General features: G+C 66.8%; 12 protein-coding genes and 2 pseudogenes. 9 read left to right on the top strand and 5 right to left on the bottom strand.

Translation table 11 applies throughout. From position 1 onward, the window contains the following. Nucleotides 1-300 precede the first annotated feature (300 nt). The 5 genes and pseudogenes from purT to M5I08_RS22435 all read left to right on the top strand — a co-directional run bounded on the left by purT (nucleotide 301) and on the right by M5I08_RS22435 (nucleotide 4,834). Nucleotides 301-1,464, top strand: coding sequence for a formate-dependent phosphoribosylglycinamide formyltransferase (gene purT, locus M5I08_RS22455; RefSeq protein ID WP_219069377.1), 1,164 nt, complete (start codon nucleotides 301-303; stop codon nucleotides 1,462-1,464). A 124-nt stretch (nucleotides 1,465-1,588) separates the two neighbouring features. After that, nucleotides 1,589-2,818, top strand: a complete 1,230-nt coding sequence (locus tag M5I08_RS22450) for an O-succinylhomoserine sulfhydrylase (RefSeq protein WP_219069362.1) — start codon at nucleotides 1,589-1,591, stop codon at nucleotides 2,816-2,818. 155 nt (nucleotides 2,819-2,973) lie between these two features. Further along, nucleotides 2,974-3,090, top strand: a pseudogene (locus M5I08_RS22445) (DUF6444 domain-containing protein); the annotation flags it as partial. Between the two features lie 255 nt (nucleotides 3,091-3,345). Next, nucleotides 3,346-4,494: a cellulase family glycosylhydrolase gene (locus M5I08_RS22440; RefSeq protein ID WP_219069363.1), complete on the top strand. Its 1,149-nt coding sequence runs from the start codon at nucleotides 3,346-3,348 to the stop codon at nucleotides 4,492-4,494. Between the two features lie 4 nt (nucleotides 4,495-4,498). Continuing rightward, nucleotides 4,499-4,834, top strand: coding sequence for a YnfA family protein (locus tag M5I08_RS22435; RefSeq protein ID WP_219069365.1), 336 nt, complete (start codon nucleotides 4,499-4,501; stop codon nucleotides 4,832-4,834). On the opposite strand, the gene M5I08_RS22430 is transcribed toward M5I08_RS22435, so the two are convergent. After that, the gene (locus M5I08_RS22430; protein WP_370328533.1) at nucleotides 4,835-5,092 is read right to left on the bottom strand and encodes an SDR family oxidoreductase; all 258 of its coding nucleotides are present in this window, start codon (nucleotides 5,090-5,092) and stop codon (nucleotides 4,835-4,837) included. Nucleotides 5,093-5,096: 4 nt separating this feature from the next. On the opposite strand from M5I08_RS22430, the pseudogene M5I08_RS22425 reads away from it, so the two are divergent. Continuing rightward, a pseudogene (locus M5I08_RS22425) lies at nucleotides 5,097-5,256 on the top strand (HNH endonuclease signature motif containing protein); the annotation flags it as partial. A gap of 191 nt (nucleotides 5,257-5,447) precedes the next feature. On the opposite strand, the gene M5I08_RS22420 reads toward M5I08_RS22425, so the two are convergent. After that, nucleotides 5,448-7,028 carry a gamma-glutamyltransferase family protein gene (locus tag M5I08_RS22420; RefSeq protein WP_249762965.1) on the bottom strand — a complete coding sequence of 527 codons (1,581 nt, stop codon included), beginning with the start codon at nucleotides 7,026-7,028 and terminating at the stop codon, nucleotides 5,448-5,450. Nucleotides 7,029-7,031: 3 nt separating this feature from the next. Then, nucleotides 7,032-8,573 carry a FadD7 family fatty acid--CoA ligase gene (locus tag M5I08_RS22415; protein ID WP_219067906.1) on the bottom strand — a complete coding sequence of 514 codons (1,542 nt, stop codon included), beginning with the start codon at nucleotides 8,571-8,573 and terminating at the stop codon, nucleotides 7,032-7,034. Nucleotides 8,574-8,645: 72 nt separating this feature from the next. On the opposite strand from M5I08_RS22415, the gene oxc reads away from it, so the two are divergent. Next, complete coding sequence (gene oxc / locus M5I08_RS22410) at nucleotides 8,646-10,349, top strand: oxalyl-CoA decarboxylase (protein ID WP_219067907.1); 1,704 nt, start codon at nucleotides 8,646-8,648, stop codon at nucleotides 10,347-10,349. A 160-nt stretch (nucleotides 10,350-10,509) separates the two neighbouring features. On the opposite strand, the gene M5I08_RS22405 is transcribed toward oxc, so the two are convergent. Further along, nucleotides 10,510-11,415: an alpha/beta hydrolase-fold protein gene (locus M5I08_RS22405; RefSeq protein WP_219067953.1), complete on the bottom strand. Its 906-nt coding sequence runs from the start codon at nucleotides 11,413-11,415 to the stop codon at nucleotides 10,510-10,512. 72 nt (nucleotides 11,416-11,487) lie between these two features. Between M5I08_RS22405 and M5I08_RS22400 the strand changes: the two genes are divergently transcribed. Then, complete coding sequence (locus tag M5I08_RS22400) at nucleotides 11,488-12,117, top strand: TetR/AcrR family transcriptional regulator (RefSeq protein WP_219067908.1); 630 nt, start codon at nucleotides 11,488-11,490, stop codon at nucleotides 12,115-12,117. Here the strand turns inward: M5I08_RS22400 and M5I08_RS22395 are convergent. Next, nucleotides 12,074-12,523 carry a DUF429 domain-containing protein gene (locus M5I08_RS22395; RefSeq protein ID WP_219067909.1) on the bottom strand — a complete coding sequence of 150 codons (450 nt, stop codon included), beginning with the start codon at nucleotides 12,521-12,523 and terminating at the stop codon, nucleotides 12,074-12,076. The genes M5I08_RS22400 and M5I08_RS22395 overlap by 44 nt on opposite strands. Nucleotides 12,524-12,580: 57 nt before the next feature. Here M5I08_RS22395 and purB point away from each other — a divergent pair, with 57 nt between their 5' ends. Beyond that, a complete protein-coding gene (purB, locus tag M5I08_RS22390; RefSeq protein WP_219067910.1) occupies nucleotides 12,581-13,999 on the top strand; it encodes an adenylosuccinate lyase in 1,419 nt (472 codons plus the stop codon). Nucleotides 14,000-14,050 lie beyond the last annotated feature (51 nt).

Here is a 14,050-nt window from a genome sequence, read left to right as displayed (position 1 = left end):
GCCGGCCGTCAGTTCCACCTCGCCGGCTCCCAAGCTGGCGCCGCAGTCAACGCAGGTGAGTTGCGGGATGAGGCGACCTCCGCAGTTGCGATGCAACGGGAGCAGGGGAGGACCGTCCGGCGCGAGGTAGCGATCGCCCCACGACATCAGCGACATCAACACCGGCCACAAGTCCTTACATCACGCAAGTAATGATTCGCCCCGCGCGATCCGCGCACCCTATCCTTGATCAGCGTGACGCACGACGAGTCGACTCCGGAACCCCAGCCCGACCCCGACGCGGCCCACCGGACCAAGGTGATGTTGCTGGGGTCGGGAGAGTTCAGCCGTGAGCTGGCGCTCGCCTTTCAGCGGCTCGGCGCTGAGGTGATTGCGGTGGAGCGGTATGCCGACGCTCCGGCGCACGGTGTCGCCGACCAGTCGCTGGTGGTCGACATGACCGACTCCGACGAGCTGGCCGCGACAATCGGACGGCTTCAGCCGAACTTCGTAGTGACCGCATCCGACGCCGTCGCCGCCGACGCGTTGACGTCCGCCGCCGAAACCGGCTTCGCCGAGGTTTTCCCGACCGCCCACTGCGCCCGACTCACCGCCGACCGGGAGGGGCTGCGCCGGCTGGCCGCCGACGAGCTCGGCCTGCCTACCGCCCCGTTCTGGTTCGCGGGATCACTCGATGAGCTGCGCGCGGTGGCCGACCACGCGGGCTACCCGCTGCGCGTACAGCCGGTGGCCGCCGCGGCGGGTGCAGGGCAGTCGGTGGTGTTGCTACCGGCGGACATCGAGCCGGCCTGGCAGCGTGCGGTATCGGCCGGCGGTCGGCTGGCCCACAACCGAGTGCTGGCCGAGACCCTCGTCGAGATCGACTTCAATCTCACCCTTCTGGCGGTGCGCAGCATCGGGCCCACGGGTCCGACCGTCGAGTTCTGCGCTCCGATCGGGCATGGCGAGGCCATCGGTGACGTCCAGGAATCCTGGCAGCCGCAAGAGCTCAGCGACGCCGCGTTGGACGCTGCCAAGTCGATCGCCGCCCGAATCGTCAAGTCGTTGGGTGGGCGTGGCGTGTTCGGCGTGGAATTGATGATCCGAGGCGACGAGGTGTACTTCAGCGATGTCACAGCTCGGCCGTTCGAGAGCGGCCTGGTCACGTTGCGCACCCAGCGGCTTTCGGAATTCGAACTGCAAGCCCGGGCAATCCTCGGCCTGCCTTGCGACACCATCATGATTTCGCCGGGCGCTGCGGAGGTCATCTACGCCGGCGTTGACGGGTCCGGCACCGCGAGCTCGAAAGCGCTAGGCGTGCTGGCCGATGCGCTGCGGACGGCGGAAAGCGACGCGCGGGTGTTCGGCCGCCACGAACCCGAAGAGCGGCGCCCATTGGGCGTGGCCATCGTTACCGCCAAGGAGGTGGGCACCGCGCGGAGCCGCGCCCGGGAAGTGTCGGCAGCATTGCGCAGGCTCTGGTAGCCAGCCTTCCACTCGGGTATGCGACACTCACGCGGGTGAGCCGCGGCGACGACGATGCAATGGGGGGCGCCCCCCGGCCCCACAGGGGCAAGGGGGACGCAGCGATGCGGAGCAGCGGCGCAGAGTGAGCGCCGGCGACGAGCCGCGTTCGGTCCGCGCGACCGAGCCGCTGCCCGACGGTGTCAGCCAGGCCACCATTGGGGTGCGCGGCGGCATTATGCGGTCGCAGTTCGAAGAGACCGCTGAAGCAATGTACTTGGCGTCCGGCTATGTTTACGAGTCCGCCGCCGCCGCGGAGCAAGCCTTCACCGGCGAGATAGATCGCTACGTCTACTCGCGCTACGGCAACCCCACGGTCACCATGTTTGAGGAACGTTTGCGGTTGATCGAGGACGCACCGGCGGCCTTCGCGACCGCGAGCGGGATGGCGGCGGTCTTCACTTCGCTGGGCGCGCTGCTGGGCGCCGGCGATCGGCTGGTCGCCGCGCGCAGCCTGTTCGGCTCGTGTTTCGTTGTGTGCAATGAGATCTTGCCGCGCTGGGGAATCGAGACCGTCTTTGTCGACGGCGACGACCTATCCCAGTGGGAGAAGGCGCTTTCGGTCCCCACCCAGGCGGTGTTCTTCGAGACGCCTTCTAACCCGATGCAGTCGCTGGTCGACATCGCCGCGGTCACCGAACTGTCCCATGCGGCCGGGGCAAAGGTCGTGCTTGACAACGTCTTTGCGATTCCACTACTGCAGCACGGCTTTCCGCTGGGTGTCGACGTGGTGGTCTACTCTGGTACCAAACACATTGACGGCCAAGGCCGAACGCTGGGCGGGGCGATTCTCGGCGACAAAGAATACATCGATGGCCCAGTACAAAAGCTGATGCGGCACACCGGGCCGGCGATGAGCGCCTTCAACGCCTGGGTCATGCTCAAAGGCCTCGAAACGTTGGTGATCCGGGTCGACTACCAGAATGCCTCGGCGCAGCGGATTGCCGAATACCTGGAGGCGCACGAAGCGGTGGAGTGGGTGCGTTACCCGTTTCTGGCGTCGCATCCACAGCACGACCTGGCCAAGCGACAGATGTCAGGCGGCGGCACCGTGGTGACTTTCGAACTTGACGTCCCCGACAGTGCGGCCAAGCAACGGGCTTTTGAGTTGCTGGACAAGCTGCAGCTGATCAGCATCTCCAACAATCTAGGCGACGCGAAATCCCTTGTCACCCATCCAGCGACCACTACCCACCGGGCGATGGGACCCGAAGGGCGCGCCGCTATCGGGCTGGGAGACGGGGTAGTTCGAATTTCGGTTGGGCTGGAAAGCACCGATGATCTAATAGCTGATCTCGATCAGGCATTGCGCTGAAAACCTCAATATCCTCACAGCATTCTGCTCTGTTGATTACTACCGTCAAACGCTACGGCGTTACCTCGTTGTCGCGTTGACCTTCGCGGCTGACCGCCAATCATGGTGGGGTGCCTGATGGTCGGCGGCGGTCAGATGAGGAGTTCATCGCTGACATCGCTGCGCTGCGAGCCGAGAACGCCGCACTGCGGGTGATGGTCGAGGAGCTTCGGGCTGAGATCGCCGAGCTCAAGGGGCAGCTGGGGCAGAACAGCCAGAATTCATCGAAGCCGCGGGACGCTGGGCGATGATCGCCACGTCCGGACAAACTTCGATGCTGGCGGGTGCCCGGGCGCTAACCATGGAGCGGCTGCTTGCCGTCGGCGCGGGAATGTAACACCGCGCGGGTGGCACCCGACGACAACACGCTACGTGTCCAAGGTATCGACGAGATAACAATTCCCGCAACGAGATCGTTGCGTAACAAAGTAGCGCGACGCGCTGGACGAATACCGGGAACGGCGCCTTAGGCAACTTATCGTCATTTTGTGTACCGCCGTACGGTTCTGAAGCTACCGCTGGTGTTGGCGGCCGGAGCGGTTTTGGCTCAGTCACCGCGCGCGTCGGCGGACCCGCCCCGTGCCTCTGCGGAGTCCTATCGGTGGTCACCCGACCGTGCCAACAGTTGGTACCAAGCGCAGGGTTGGCCGGTCGGCGCCAACTTCATTACTTCCAACGCCATCAATCAGTTCGAGATGTTTCAGCCCGGTACCTACGACCCGCGGCGCATCGACACGGAGTTGGGCTGGGCCCGGTTCCACGGGCTCAATACGGTGCGGGTCTTCCTCCACGATCAGCTGTGGGCGCAGGATCCCCGGGGCTTCCAAGCACGCCTCGCGCAGTTTGTCGGCGTCGCGGCGCGGCACCGCATCAAACCGCTGTTCGTACTGTTCGACTCCTGTTGGGACCCGATGCCCAGACCCGGTCGCCAGCGTGCGCCGACGCCAGGGGTGCACAACTCCGGGTGGGTGCAAAGCCCCGGCGCTGAGCGGATCGATGACCGTCGCTACACCCGCACGCTGCAGGACTATGTGACGGGCGTTATGACCCAATTCCGCAACGACGACCGTGTTTTGGCCTGGGACCTGTGGAATGAACCGGACAATCCGGCCAAGCAGTATCGCAACGTCGAGCGGGCCGACAAACTAGAGCGTGTCGCTGACCTGCTGCCGCAGGTGTTCGCGTGGGCACGTTCCGTTGACCCCCGTCAACCGCTGACCAGTGGTGTGTGGGATGGCGAATGGGCAGATCCCGCAAGCCGCAGCACAATTGCCGGCGTTCAGCTTGCCAACTCAGACGTGCTCACCTTCCACTCCTATGCCGAACCGGCGACCTTCGAGTCGCGAATCGCCGAGCTCGCCCCGCAGGGACGGCCGATCCTGTGCACCGAGTACATGGCGCGGCCGATGGGCAGCACTATCCAGAGCATCTTACCAATTGCCAAGCGACACAACATTGGTGCGATCAACTGGGGCCTGGTCGCCGGAAAGACCCAGACTTATTTTCCGTGGGACTCATGGGATCACCCGTACGCGGCGGTTCCCAAAGTATGGTTTCATGATCTGCTGCGGCCGGATGGAACGCCCTTTCAGGGCAATGAGTCTCAAACAATCAGAATGCTAAGCGCGTCGGTCTGATAGCGTGAGTATCGCCAAATCGATCCTGCTGTTTGCGACGGCTGCGCTGTTCGAGATCGGCGGCGCCTGGTTGGTCTGGCAAGGCGTGCGCGAGCATCGCGGATGGATCTGGGCCGGCTTCGGCGTGATCGCGTTGGGCGCCTACGGCTTTATCGCCACCTTCCAGGATGATCCCCAGTTCGGTCGCGTTCTGGCCGCCTACGGCGGTGTGTTCGTCGCCGGGTCGTTGGCTTGGGGCATGGCGCTGGACGGGTTTCGCCCGGACCGCTGGGACATCATCGGTGCGGCGGTGTGCCTGGCCGGGGTCGGCGTGATTATGTACACCCCGCGCGGGCGGTGATCAATCCTTGTGCTCGACGCCCGTCGCGTGCTGCGCACGGTCTTCGTATGCCCGGCGGACGCCTGTGTTGAGGTTGAGGAACACAGTGTCGTTGCCCGTCGTCGTGTTGAGCCAGCGGCGTCCCCGGTCCGGCAACAGCTGCGCCGCGATGGCGATGAACCGGCCATTGCCCGGCACCGACACCTGGGTCTTGGGCTGGTCGAGCACCTTGACGATCGCCGCGGCGGCCACGATCAAGCCGCTGGTGCTGCCCTCCACCGATGCCGAGCCCGGGTATCGCCCCTCGGCGGCGCTGGCCCAATTCGTGCGCTGCCGGGATGTGACCTGCCGGTTTCCCGGCTGCGACCAACCGGCCGAGCACGCCGACATCGACCACACCGTGCCCTGGCCGCTAGGGCCGACTCACCCGTCCAAGCTGTGCTTCGCCTGCGGCTGCCACCGGGGCATGGCCAGCCGCGGCGAATTTCGCACCGAAGTCACCGACAGCGGGCGACTTGGTTGGCCCGACGGCACACGCCCACCCGAGGTCAACCACGCCCACCATCCCGAGGAACTCTTCCGCGACGAGCCCTGACCTATCCGAAAAGGTTGATCAGCAGCCCTACCGCAGGAGTCAGAAACCCGCGGCCTGACCGTCGCGGCGCGGGTCGCTCACTGCGAGATAGCCGTCGTCGAGTCGCCAGATCGCCTGGCAGCTGCCGAACTGGTTGTAGTCGTCGGTGGTGACCAACTGATGGCCGCGCCGCGCAAGCTCGTCGAGTGTTGACGGCGGAAAACCCGTCTCGCAGTGGACCTGCAAGCCTTGCGCCCAGCGAAAGCGTGGACCATCGCAGGCCGCCTGCGGGTTCTGGCCGTGGTCGACGATGCGCGTCACCACTTGCACATGGCCCTGGGGCTGCATCGGGCCGCCCATCACCCCGAAGCTCATCACCGGCGCGCCGTCTTTGCTCACGAAACCCGGGATGATGGTGTGGTACGGGCGTTTGCTCGGCCCCACCTGGTTCGGATGTCCCGGTGCCAGAGCGAAATCCGCGCCGCGGTTTTGCAGCGCGATCCCGGTGCCGGGTACCACCACGCCGGAGCCGAAGCCCATGTAGTTCGACTGGATCATCGACACCATCACTCCTGAGGCGTCGGCGGCGGTGAGATAAACGGTGCCCCCGCGCGGTGTCCCGGCCGATGCCGGCTTCGCGTGATCCCGATCGATCAACGTCGCGCGTTGCCGCAGGTACTCCCTGTCCAGTAGCTGCTTCGGATCCACCGGCATGTGCTCGATGTCCGCGACATAGGCCTGCGCGTCGGCGAAAGCGAGCTTTACCGCTTCGATTTGCAGATGCACGCTGTCGGCGGAGTCCACGGGGAGGGACGCCATATCGAACTGCTCGAGGACACCCAGCGCGATCAACGCGACGATGCCCTGGCCGTTGGGCGGTATCTCGTGGACGGCGTGCCCGCGATAGGCGCCGTCGATCGTGCCGACCCAGTCGGCGCGATGCGCGGCCAGATCGCCGGCAAGCATGACGCCGCCATTGGCGGTCGCGTGCGCTGTCAGCTTGGCCGCGAGTTCCCCGCGATAGAACGCCTCTCCGTTGGTTGCGGCGATAATTTCCAGCGTCGCCGCATGGTCAGGCAGAGTGACAAGCTCACCCGGCTTCGGCGCCCGACCGCCGGGCATGAAGGTATCGGCGAACCCGGGCTGAGACTTGAACAACGGCACCTGCACGGCCCATTGCTCCGCGATCGTCGGCGAGACCAGGAAACCGTTGCGGCCATAGGAGATCGCGGGTTCAAAGAGCCGGTCGAACGCAAGCTTGCCGAATTTGGCGTGCAGTTCGACCCACGCCGACACCGCACCCGGCACGGTCACCGAATTCCAGCCCAGCGCGGGAACGCCGTTGCCGCCGAAGTACTCTGGCGTCCACGCCGCAGGCGAACGCCCCGACGCGTTCAACCCGTGCAGTTGTCGGCCATCCCAGACGATGGCGAAGGCATCCGACCCGATGCCGTTGGAGACCGGTTCCACCACCGTCAGGGCGATCGCGGTGGCGACGGCGGCGTCGACCGCGCTGCCGCCGTCGGCGAGCATCCGAAGGCCCGCCTGGGCGGCAAGCGGTTGAGTTGTGCAGACGACATTGCTGGCCAGCAAGGGCTTTCGCGGCCAGGCGTACGGCAGGCGCCAATCGAAGGACTGCACCGGTCAATCACCTTTCCCGAACCGCTCGGCCACCGCTCGGCGGTCTACCGAGCCTTTCGCGGTGTGCGGAAGCTCGTCGGTCAGCGCGATGCTGGCGGGTACTTCGAAGGCGGCGAGCCGCTCTCGGCAGAATCCGATGAGGTCGTCGGTGGTCGGCGGGGCCAACCGATCGGGCACCGCCGCCGCACCGACCGTCTCGCCGTAAAGTTGGTCTGGGACACCGAAGACGGCCGCTTCCAAGACGTTCGGGTGGCTGGCCAGCACCCCCTCAACTCGCTCCGGCGATATCTTCTCTCCGCCGCGATTGATGAGCTCTTTGATGCGGCCACGCAGCATCAGCTCTCCGGCCTCCGACACGGCCCCCAAATCGCCGGTGTGCAGCCATCCGCCGGTGAATGTCTTTTCGGTGGCATTCGGATTGGCGAGATATCCGCGCACCACGGTGGGGCCGCGGACCCAGATTTCCCCGACGGCATCCGGTGGGCAGGGGCGGCCGTCGTTGCCGACGATCTGCACATGGACTCCCGTCGGCTGTCCCACAAGGCCGACCGCCATCGTGTCGCCCGCGCTGGTGCTTGCGATCTGGTGGCTGGCCTCTGTCATGCCGTAGGCGGATACCACCGGTGCCCCGAACGTCGTCTGCAGTGCTTCGGCCGCTCCGGGGTTCAGGGCCGCGCTGCAACTGCGAATGAATCGCAGCCGGGCCTGTTGCGGCCTGCCGTCGGTTTCGTTGCGGTTCAACAAGATTTGGTGGATCGTCGGCACCGCGGTGAACCAGGTCGCGCGCGCGGCGCGCAGGTCGTCATCGAATGTGTGCGCGGAGAACCGTCCTCGAGCGGGAATCAGCACAGTGCCCCCCGACGCCAGAGTCGACAGCAGCGCGGCAATCAGCCCATGCCCGTGGAACAGCGGCATCACCGCGACGGTGGCGTCATCGGGGCCAAGCCCGTAGCTGGCGACAACGTTGCCGACCGAGGTCGCGACATTGTGGTGGGTCCAGGGAACCATTTTCGGGGCACCGGTGGTGCCGCCGGTGAACATGATCAGCGCATCGTCGTCCGGCCGCAATCCGTCCGGCCCGGCGCTCGCCGGGGAAGGCGTCGCCGCGGTGTCGACACGAACGGTGATGGCGCCCCCGCTCATCGTCACCGAGGTCGGCCAGTGCGGCGGGGCCCCGCTTTCGCCCGGAGCGTCTCCGTCGACCAACACGACGCGCCCTCCCGCCGCCGTCATCCGGGCACGCTGGTCGGCGACCGGCAATGCGGGATCCAGCGGGACGACGACCAGCTGCGCACGCGAAGCCGCCAACAGCCCGACGACGAACTCGGCGCTGCTTTGAGCCCGCAGGCCCACCCGGTCGCCCGCCGACGGCCCGCCGTGGGTCAGCTGTCCGGCCAGATCGTCGGCCAGTCGCACCAGGTCGCGGTAGGTGATCGGAACGCGGTCGGCGGTGACGACCAGCGCGTTCGCCTCCGGATGGCGACGTGCCGTCGCGGCGACCAGATCGGCGATACGCGGGCTCGACGCCGTGTCGTGGGCCGTCATCCTCCACGCTCCTTCCCAGGTGCGAAAGGCGTCCGCTCACGCTCGATAGAACGCCGTGTAACAGTGAAGCCTATGAGCACCGAATCGGCACTTCCCGAGCTGACCGACGGCTTCCACGTGTTCGTCGACGCCCTCAAGCTCAACGGCGTCGATACCATCTACGGGCTTGTCGGCATTCCGATCACCGACCTCGCACGCATCGCGCAGAAATCGGGGATCCGGTTCATCGGATTTCGCCATGAGACCTCCGCCGGCAACGCCGCGGCCGCCGCCGGGTTCCTCACCCGCCGGCCCGGCGTCTGCTTGACCGTCTCGGCGCCCGGCTTTCTCAACGGCCTGGTAGCGCTGGCCAATGCCACAACGAACTGTTTGCCGATGATCCAGATTTCGGGATCCAGCGAACGGCACTTGGTGGACATGCAACGCGGCGACTACGAAGAACTCGATCAGCTCGCCGCGGCCCGGCCGTTCGTGAAGGCGGCCTACCGGATCGCCCGGGTGGAAGACATCGGGCTGGGTGTCGCCCGCGCCATCCGCACAGCGATCTCCGGACGACCCGGCGGCGTGTATCTCGACATTCCGGGTGCGGTGCTCGCGCAGGCCGTCGAGGCGCAGACGGCGGCCAGCACCATCTGGCGGGTCGTCGACCCCGATCCGGCTCAATTGCCGGCGCCGGAGGCGGTCGACCGCGCTTTGGAATTACTGGCTCAGGCGACGCGGCCGCTGATCGTGCTCGGCAAGGGCGCGGCATACGCCCAGGCCGACAACGCGATCGGAAAGTTCGTCGAAGCCACCGGCATTCCGTATCTGCCGATGTCGATGGCCAAAGGGCTGCTGCCCGATACCCACCCGCAGTCAGTTGCGTCGGCACGCTCGCTGGCGCTGTCGCGAGCAGACGTCGTCATGCTGGTCGGGGCGCGGCTGAACTGGTTGCTGGGTCACGGCGCGTCGCCGCCCTGGTCAGCCGACGCGACGTTCATCCAGATCGACGTTGCCGCATCCGAATTCGACAGCAACCGCCCGATCGCCGCACCGCTGGCCGGCGACGTCGGTTCGGTGATGTCGGCGCTCCTTGATCGCATCGACGCTCATCCGATCGGCGCGCCGACCGCCTGGACCGGTGAACTCGCCGAGCGTCGGGCGCACAACGACGCCGCGATGCGTGCGCGCCTGGCCGAGGATCCGCACCCGATGCGCTTCCACAATGCGCTGCGTGCGGTTCGCGACGTGCTGCAACAACACCCGGAGGTGTATCTGGTCAACGAGGGCGCCAACGCATTGGATATCGCCCGCAACGTGATCGACATGCAACGGCCGCGCCACAGGCTCGACAGCGGAACCTGGGGCGTGATGGGCATCGGCATGGGCTACGCCGCCGCCGCCGCCGTCGAAACCGGCCAACCGGTGGTGGCAATCGAGGGCGACAGCGCCTTTGGCTTCAGCGGGATGGAATTCGAGACTATCTGCCGCTACCGGCTACCGATCACCGTGGTTATTCTCAACAACGGCGGCGTCTACCGGGGTGACGAGATTTCCGGCGCCGACCCGGCGCCGACCGTACTGAGCCGGCATGCGCGCCACGAGTTGATCGCCGAGGCGTTCGGCGGCAGGGGTTATCACGTCACTACTGCTGCCGAACTGCAATCCGCATTGACCGAGGCGCTGGCATCGAAGGGGCCGGCGATCCTGGACTGTGAACTCGACCCCTCCGCGGGTGTCGAGAGCGGACACCTGACCAGCCTCAACCCGAAAAGCGCGACGATGCCGACCGGCTGAGGGCCGATATCGTTGCCGCTACGGTAGCTGAGACGATTGCCGTCTGAGCGTACGAGCCAGCCCGAAGCGCCACCATCTGGCGCCCGCCCCCAAATCGACGTTTTGCAGACGGCTTCTCGAACTTCTGCTGCAAAACGTGGGTTTCGGCGCGAAGTGTGGCTTACGCGGTGAGCAGCGGTGCCATCCAGGTCAATTCGGCGGGCAGCTGCGAGCTCCAGAACGACGCGTCGTGTCCGCCGGGTGAGAACCCGCCCGCCGGCGGGTGGGGCAGCTGGGCCACGAATTGCTTTGTCGCGCCGTAGAACGGGTCGCTGTTGCCGCAGTCGACACGGATCGGGATGGACGCCAGCGCGGGCATCCCGAACACCGAATTGGCGGCGAAATCGTCGGGACCGTCGAAAGCGCCCGGCGCGGCCGCCCCGGATGACAGCCACAGCGCCGGGCTCACCGCGCAGATCGCGGCGGTGCGGGAAGCTCCGAGCCGGCCGCCGAGTAACAATGCGCCGTAACCGCCCATCGACCAGCCCAGAAACGCGACCCGGGAGGTGTCGAGGCCCTTGGCGTCGAGCATCGGGATGAGCTCGTTCACCACCATGGCGCCCGAATCTTCGCCGGAAGCCCTATTGTGCCAATAACTTCCGCCGCCGTCGACGGCAACCACCGCGAATGGCGGCAGGCCGGCGCCGACAGCCTGAGCCAGACCCTGTTCGACGCCGCCGTCCATGACGGTTGCGGCGCTACTTCCCTTGCCGTGCAATGCGATCACCGGTCGTAGGGCTTTGGTCTGACCCGGTGGCCGGGCAATCGCCCAACCGGTGGCGATCCCGCCGCGCGCCGCCGACACGAAAGAACCGGTCACCATCGTTGGGGCCGCGACCGCAGGAGCCGGATCCAGCGGCGGCCGCGGCGCCAGCGGAACGCCGGTGCCTGCCATCGTCACCGGCGCCGTGAGACGCCGTCGTGCCGGCAACCGGTCCAGCGTGTAAGCGCCCAGAGCTCCGATCGCCCCGCCGGCGCCAAGGCGCAACACAGCGCGACGACTCAGATCTGGCATGCGGGCCATGATAGAGCGCCGCTCCTCGAGCGTCGGACCGGCGTTTGTCAGAAAGGGCAATGCGGCATCAAGCTGACTGGCACCATGTCCCTGGTGACTGCAGCGGTTACTCCCAAGGGAGAGCGTCGACGGTACGCGCTGGTCAGCGCGGCCGCCGAACTGCTGCGCGAAGGCGGATTCGAGGCGGTCCGCCACCGCGCCGTTGCCCGCCGGGCAGGCCTTCCGCTGGCTTCGACCACCTATTACTTCTCCAGCCTCGACGACCTCATCGCCAACGCGGTCGCCCACATCGGAATGCTGGAGGTGGCCCAGCTGCGGGCGGAAGTCGCCACCCTGCCCCGCCGGCGCCGCGGTCCCGAGACCCTTGCGGACCTGCTGGTCGACCTGCTCGTCGGCAGTGAGTCCGGTCCGCATCTGACCGAGCAGCTGATTTCGCGCTACGAGCGCTTCATCGCGTGTGCGCGCCAGCCCGCATTGCGCGACATTCAGCGCCGCAACCTGCATCACCGCGTCGACGCCATCGCCGAGGTGATCGAGCGGTCCGGCCGCTTGGTGCGCATGGAGCTGGTCTCAGCGTTGATCTGCGCAGTCGACGGAGCGGTGGTCTCCGCCTTGGTCGACGATCGGGAGGATCCCCGTACCGTCGTACGGGCAACTGTGATCGACGTCATCAACGCGTTGGCACCGGTCGACCAGCGCACCGTGCAGATCTGACTACCGGTCCAGCTGTAGGCGGGTCGCAGCCAAGGCTGCGCAGCCCCACCCAGGACACGTTGTGGTTCACGCGCAGTCGCGGGGTTGTCTTGTCGAGTCCCTCGATCAGCGTCATCGACTGCAGCAGCTCACGTTGACGAACCTCGAAGGGGGCCCCCGCGTCGAACCGGTGGAAGTCGTGGTTGAGCGCCGCCTCGCACGGCCGGTGTCCGGTCAGATTCTTGACGATCAGCGGCGCATCGATGGCCACCAGGCAGTCGTCGCTGACATACGGCGACACCGCGGCTTCGATGCTCGCGTCGTCCTGCGCGGCACCCACGCGCAGAAGCCGGCCGTCGGAATCGATGACCGCGACACCGGTGCTGTTCTTCTCACCCCAAGCGAGATCGAGCCCAACGAAGTGCATGGAGTTACTGTGCCTGATCCGCGGCCGTGCCGGCGTCCGCCGTTAAGCTGTGTGTTTGTGACAATCCCGAATGTGCTGGCCAACCGCTACGCCAGCGCCGAGATGGTGGCGATCTGGTCGCCGCAGGCCAAGGTCATCGCCGAGCGGCGGCTCTGGCTGGCGGTGCTGCGGGCGCAGGCGGGATTGGGGGTCGCGGTCCCGCTGGCGGCCGTCGCCGACTACGAGCGGGTGCTCGACGACGTCGACCTGGCCTCGATCGCCGCGCGGGAGCGGGCGCTGCGTCACGATGTCAAGGCCCGCATCGAGGAATTCAACGCGCTGGCCGGCCACGAACACGTGCACAAGGGCATGACCAGCCGCGACCTCACCGAGAACGTCGAGCAGGTACAGATTCGGCGATCGCTGGAACTGGTGTTCGCCCACGGCGTCGCGGTGGCGGCCCGAATGGCCGAGCGCGCGGTGACCTACCGCGACCTGGTGATGGCCGGGCGCAGCCACAACGTCGCGGCACAAGCCACCACATTGGGCAAGCGGTTCGCCTCGGCGGCCCAGGAGACGCTGCTGGCGCTGACCAGGCTGCGGGAACTGATCGACCGCTACCCGCTGCGCGGCATCAAAGGCCCGATGGGCACTGCGCAGGACATGCTCGATCTGCTCGGCGGCGACGCGGCGAAGCTTGCCGAACTCGAAAGACGCATCGCTGATTTCCTCGGCTTCACAACGGTTTTGACCAGCGTCGGACAGGTGTATCCGCGTTCGCTGGACCAGGAAGTGACCTCCGCCCTGGTGCAGCTCGGCGCCGGGCCGTCGTCACTGGCGCACACCATCCGGCTGATGGCAGGCCATGACTTGGTCACCGAGGGGTTCGCGGCTGGGCAGGTCGGCTCGTCGGCGATGCCGCACAAGATGAACACCCGTAGTTGCGAACGAGTCAACGGGCTGCAGGTGGTGCTGCGCGGCTACGCGTCGATGACGGCCGAATTGGCCGGCGCGCAGTGGAACGAGGGCGACGTGTTCTGCTCGGTGGTGCGCCGAGTTGCGCTGCCGGACAGCTTCTTCGCTGTCGATGGGCAGATCGAGACGATGCTGACCGTGCTCGACGAGTTCGGCGCTTACCCCGCGGTGATCGAGCGCGAGATGGACCGCTACCTGCCATTTTTGGCCACCACCAAGGTGCTGATCGCGGCGGTTCGCGCCGGGATGGGCCGTGAGGCCGCCCACGAGGTGATCAAGGAACATGCCGTCGCCACGGCGCTGGCAATGCGCGAGCGTGGCGCCGAGCCGGACCTGCTCGACCGGCTGGCCGCCGATCCGCGTCTGCCGCTGGACCGGGCGGCGCTCGACGCCGCGCTGGCCGACAGGCAGGCGTTCATCGGCGCCGCCGCCGACCAGGTCGACGCGGTGGTCGCCAGGGTGGACGCGCTGGTCGCGCACTACCCGGAGGCGGCCAAGTACACCCCGGGTGCGATCCTATGACTTCTCCTCGGTGACCGGCGGTGCTCGACCGTTCGGCGGCACGCTGCCTAC

Origin of the sequence: Candidatus Mycobacterium methanotrophicum (genome assembly GCF_023515995.1) — a bacterium.
GTDB classification, from domain to species: Bacteria; Actinomycetota; Actinomycetes; order Mycobacteriales; family Mycobacteriaceae; genus Mycobacterium; species Mycobacterium methanotrophicum.
The sequence above is the reverse complement of the archived record's forward strand: the minus strand, read 5'-3'. Positions and strand labels throughout refer to the sequence as shown.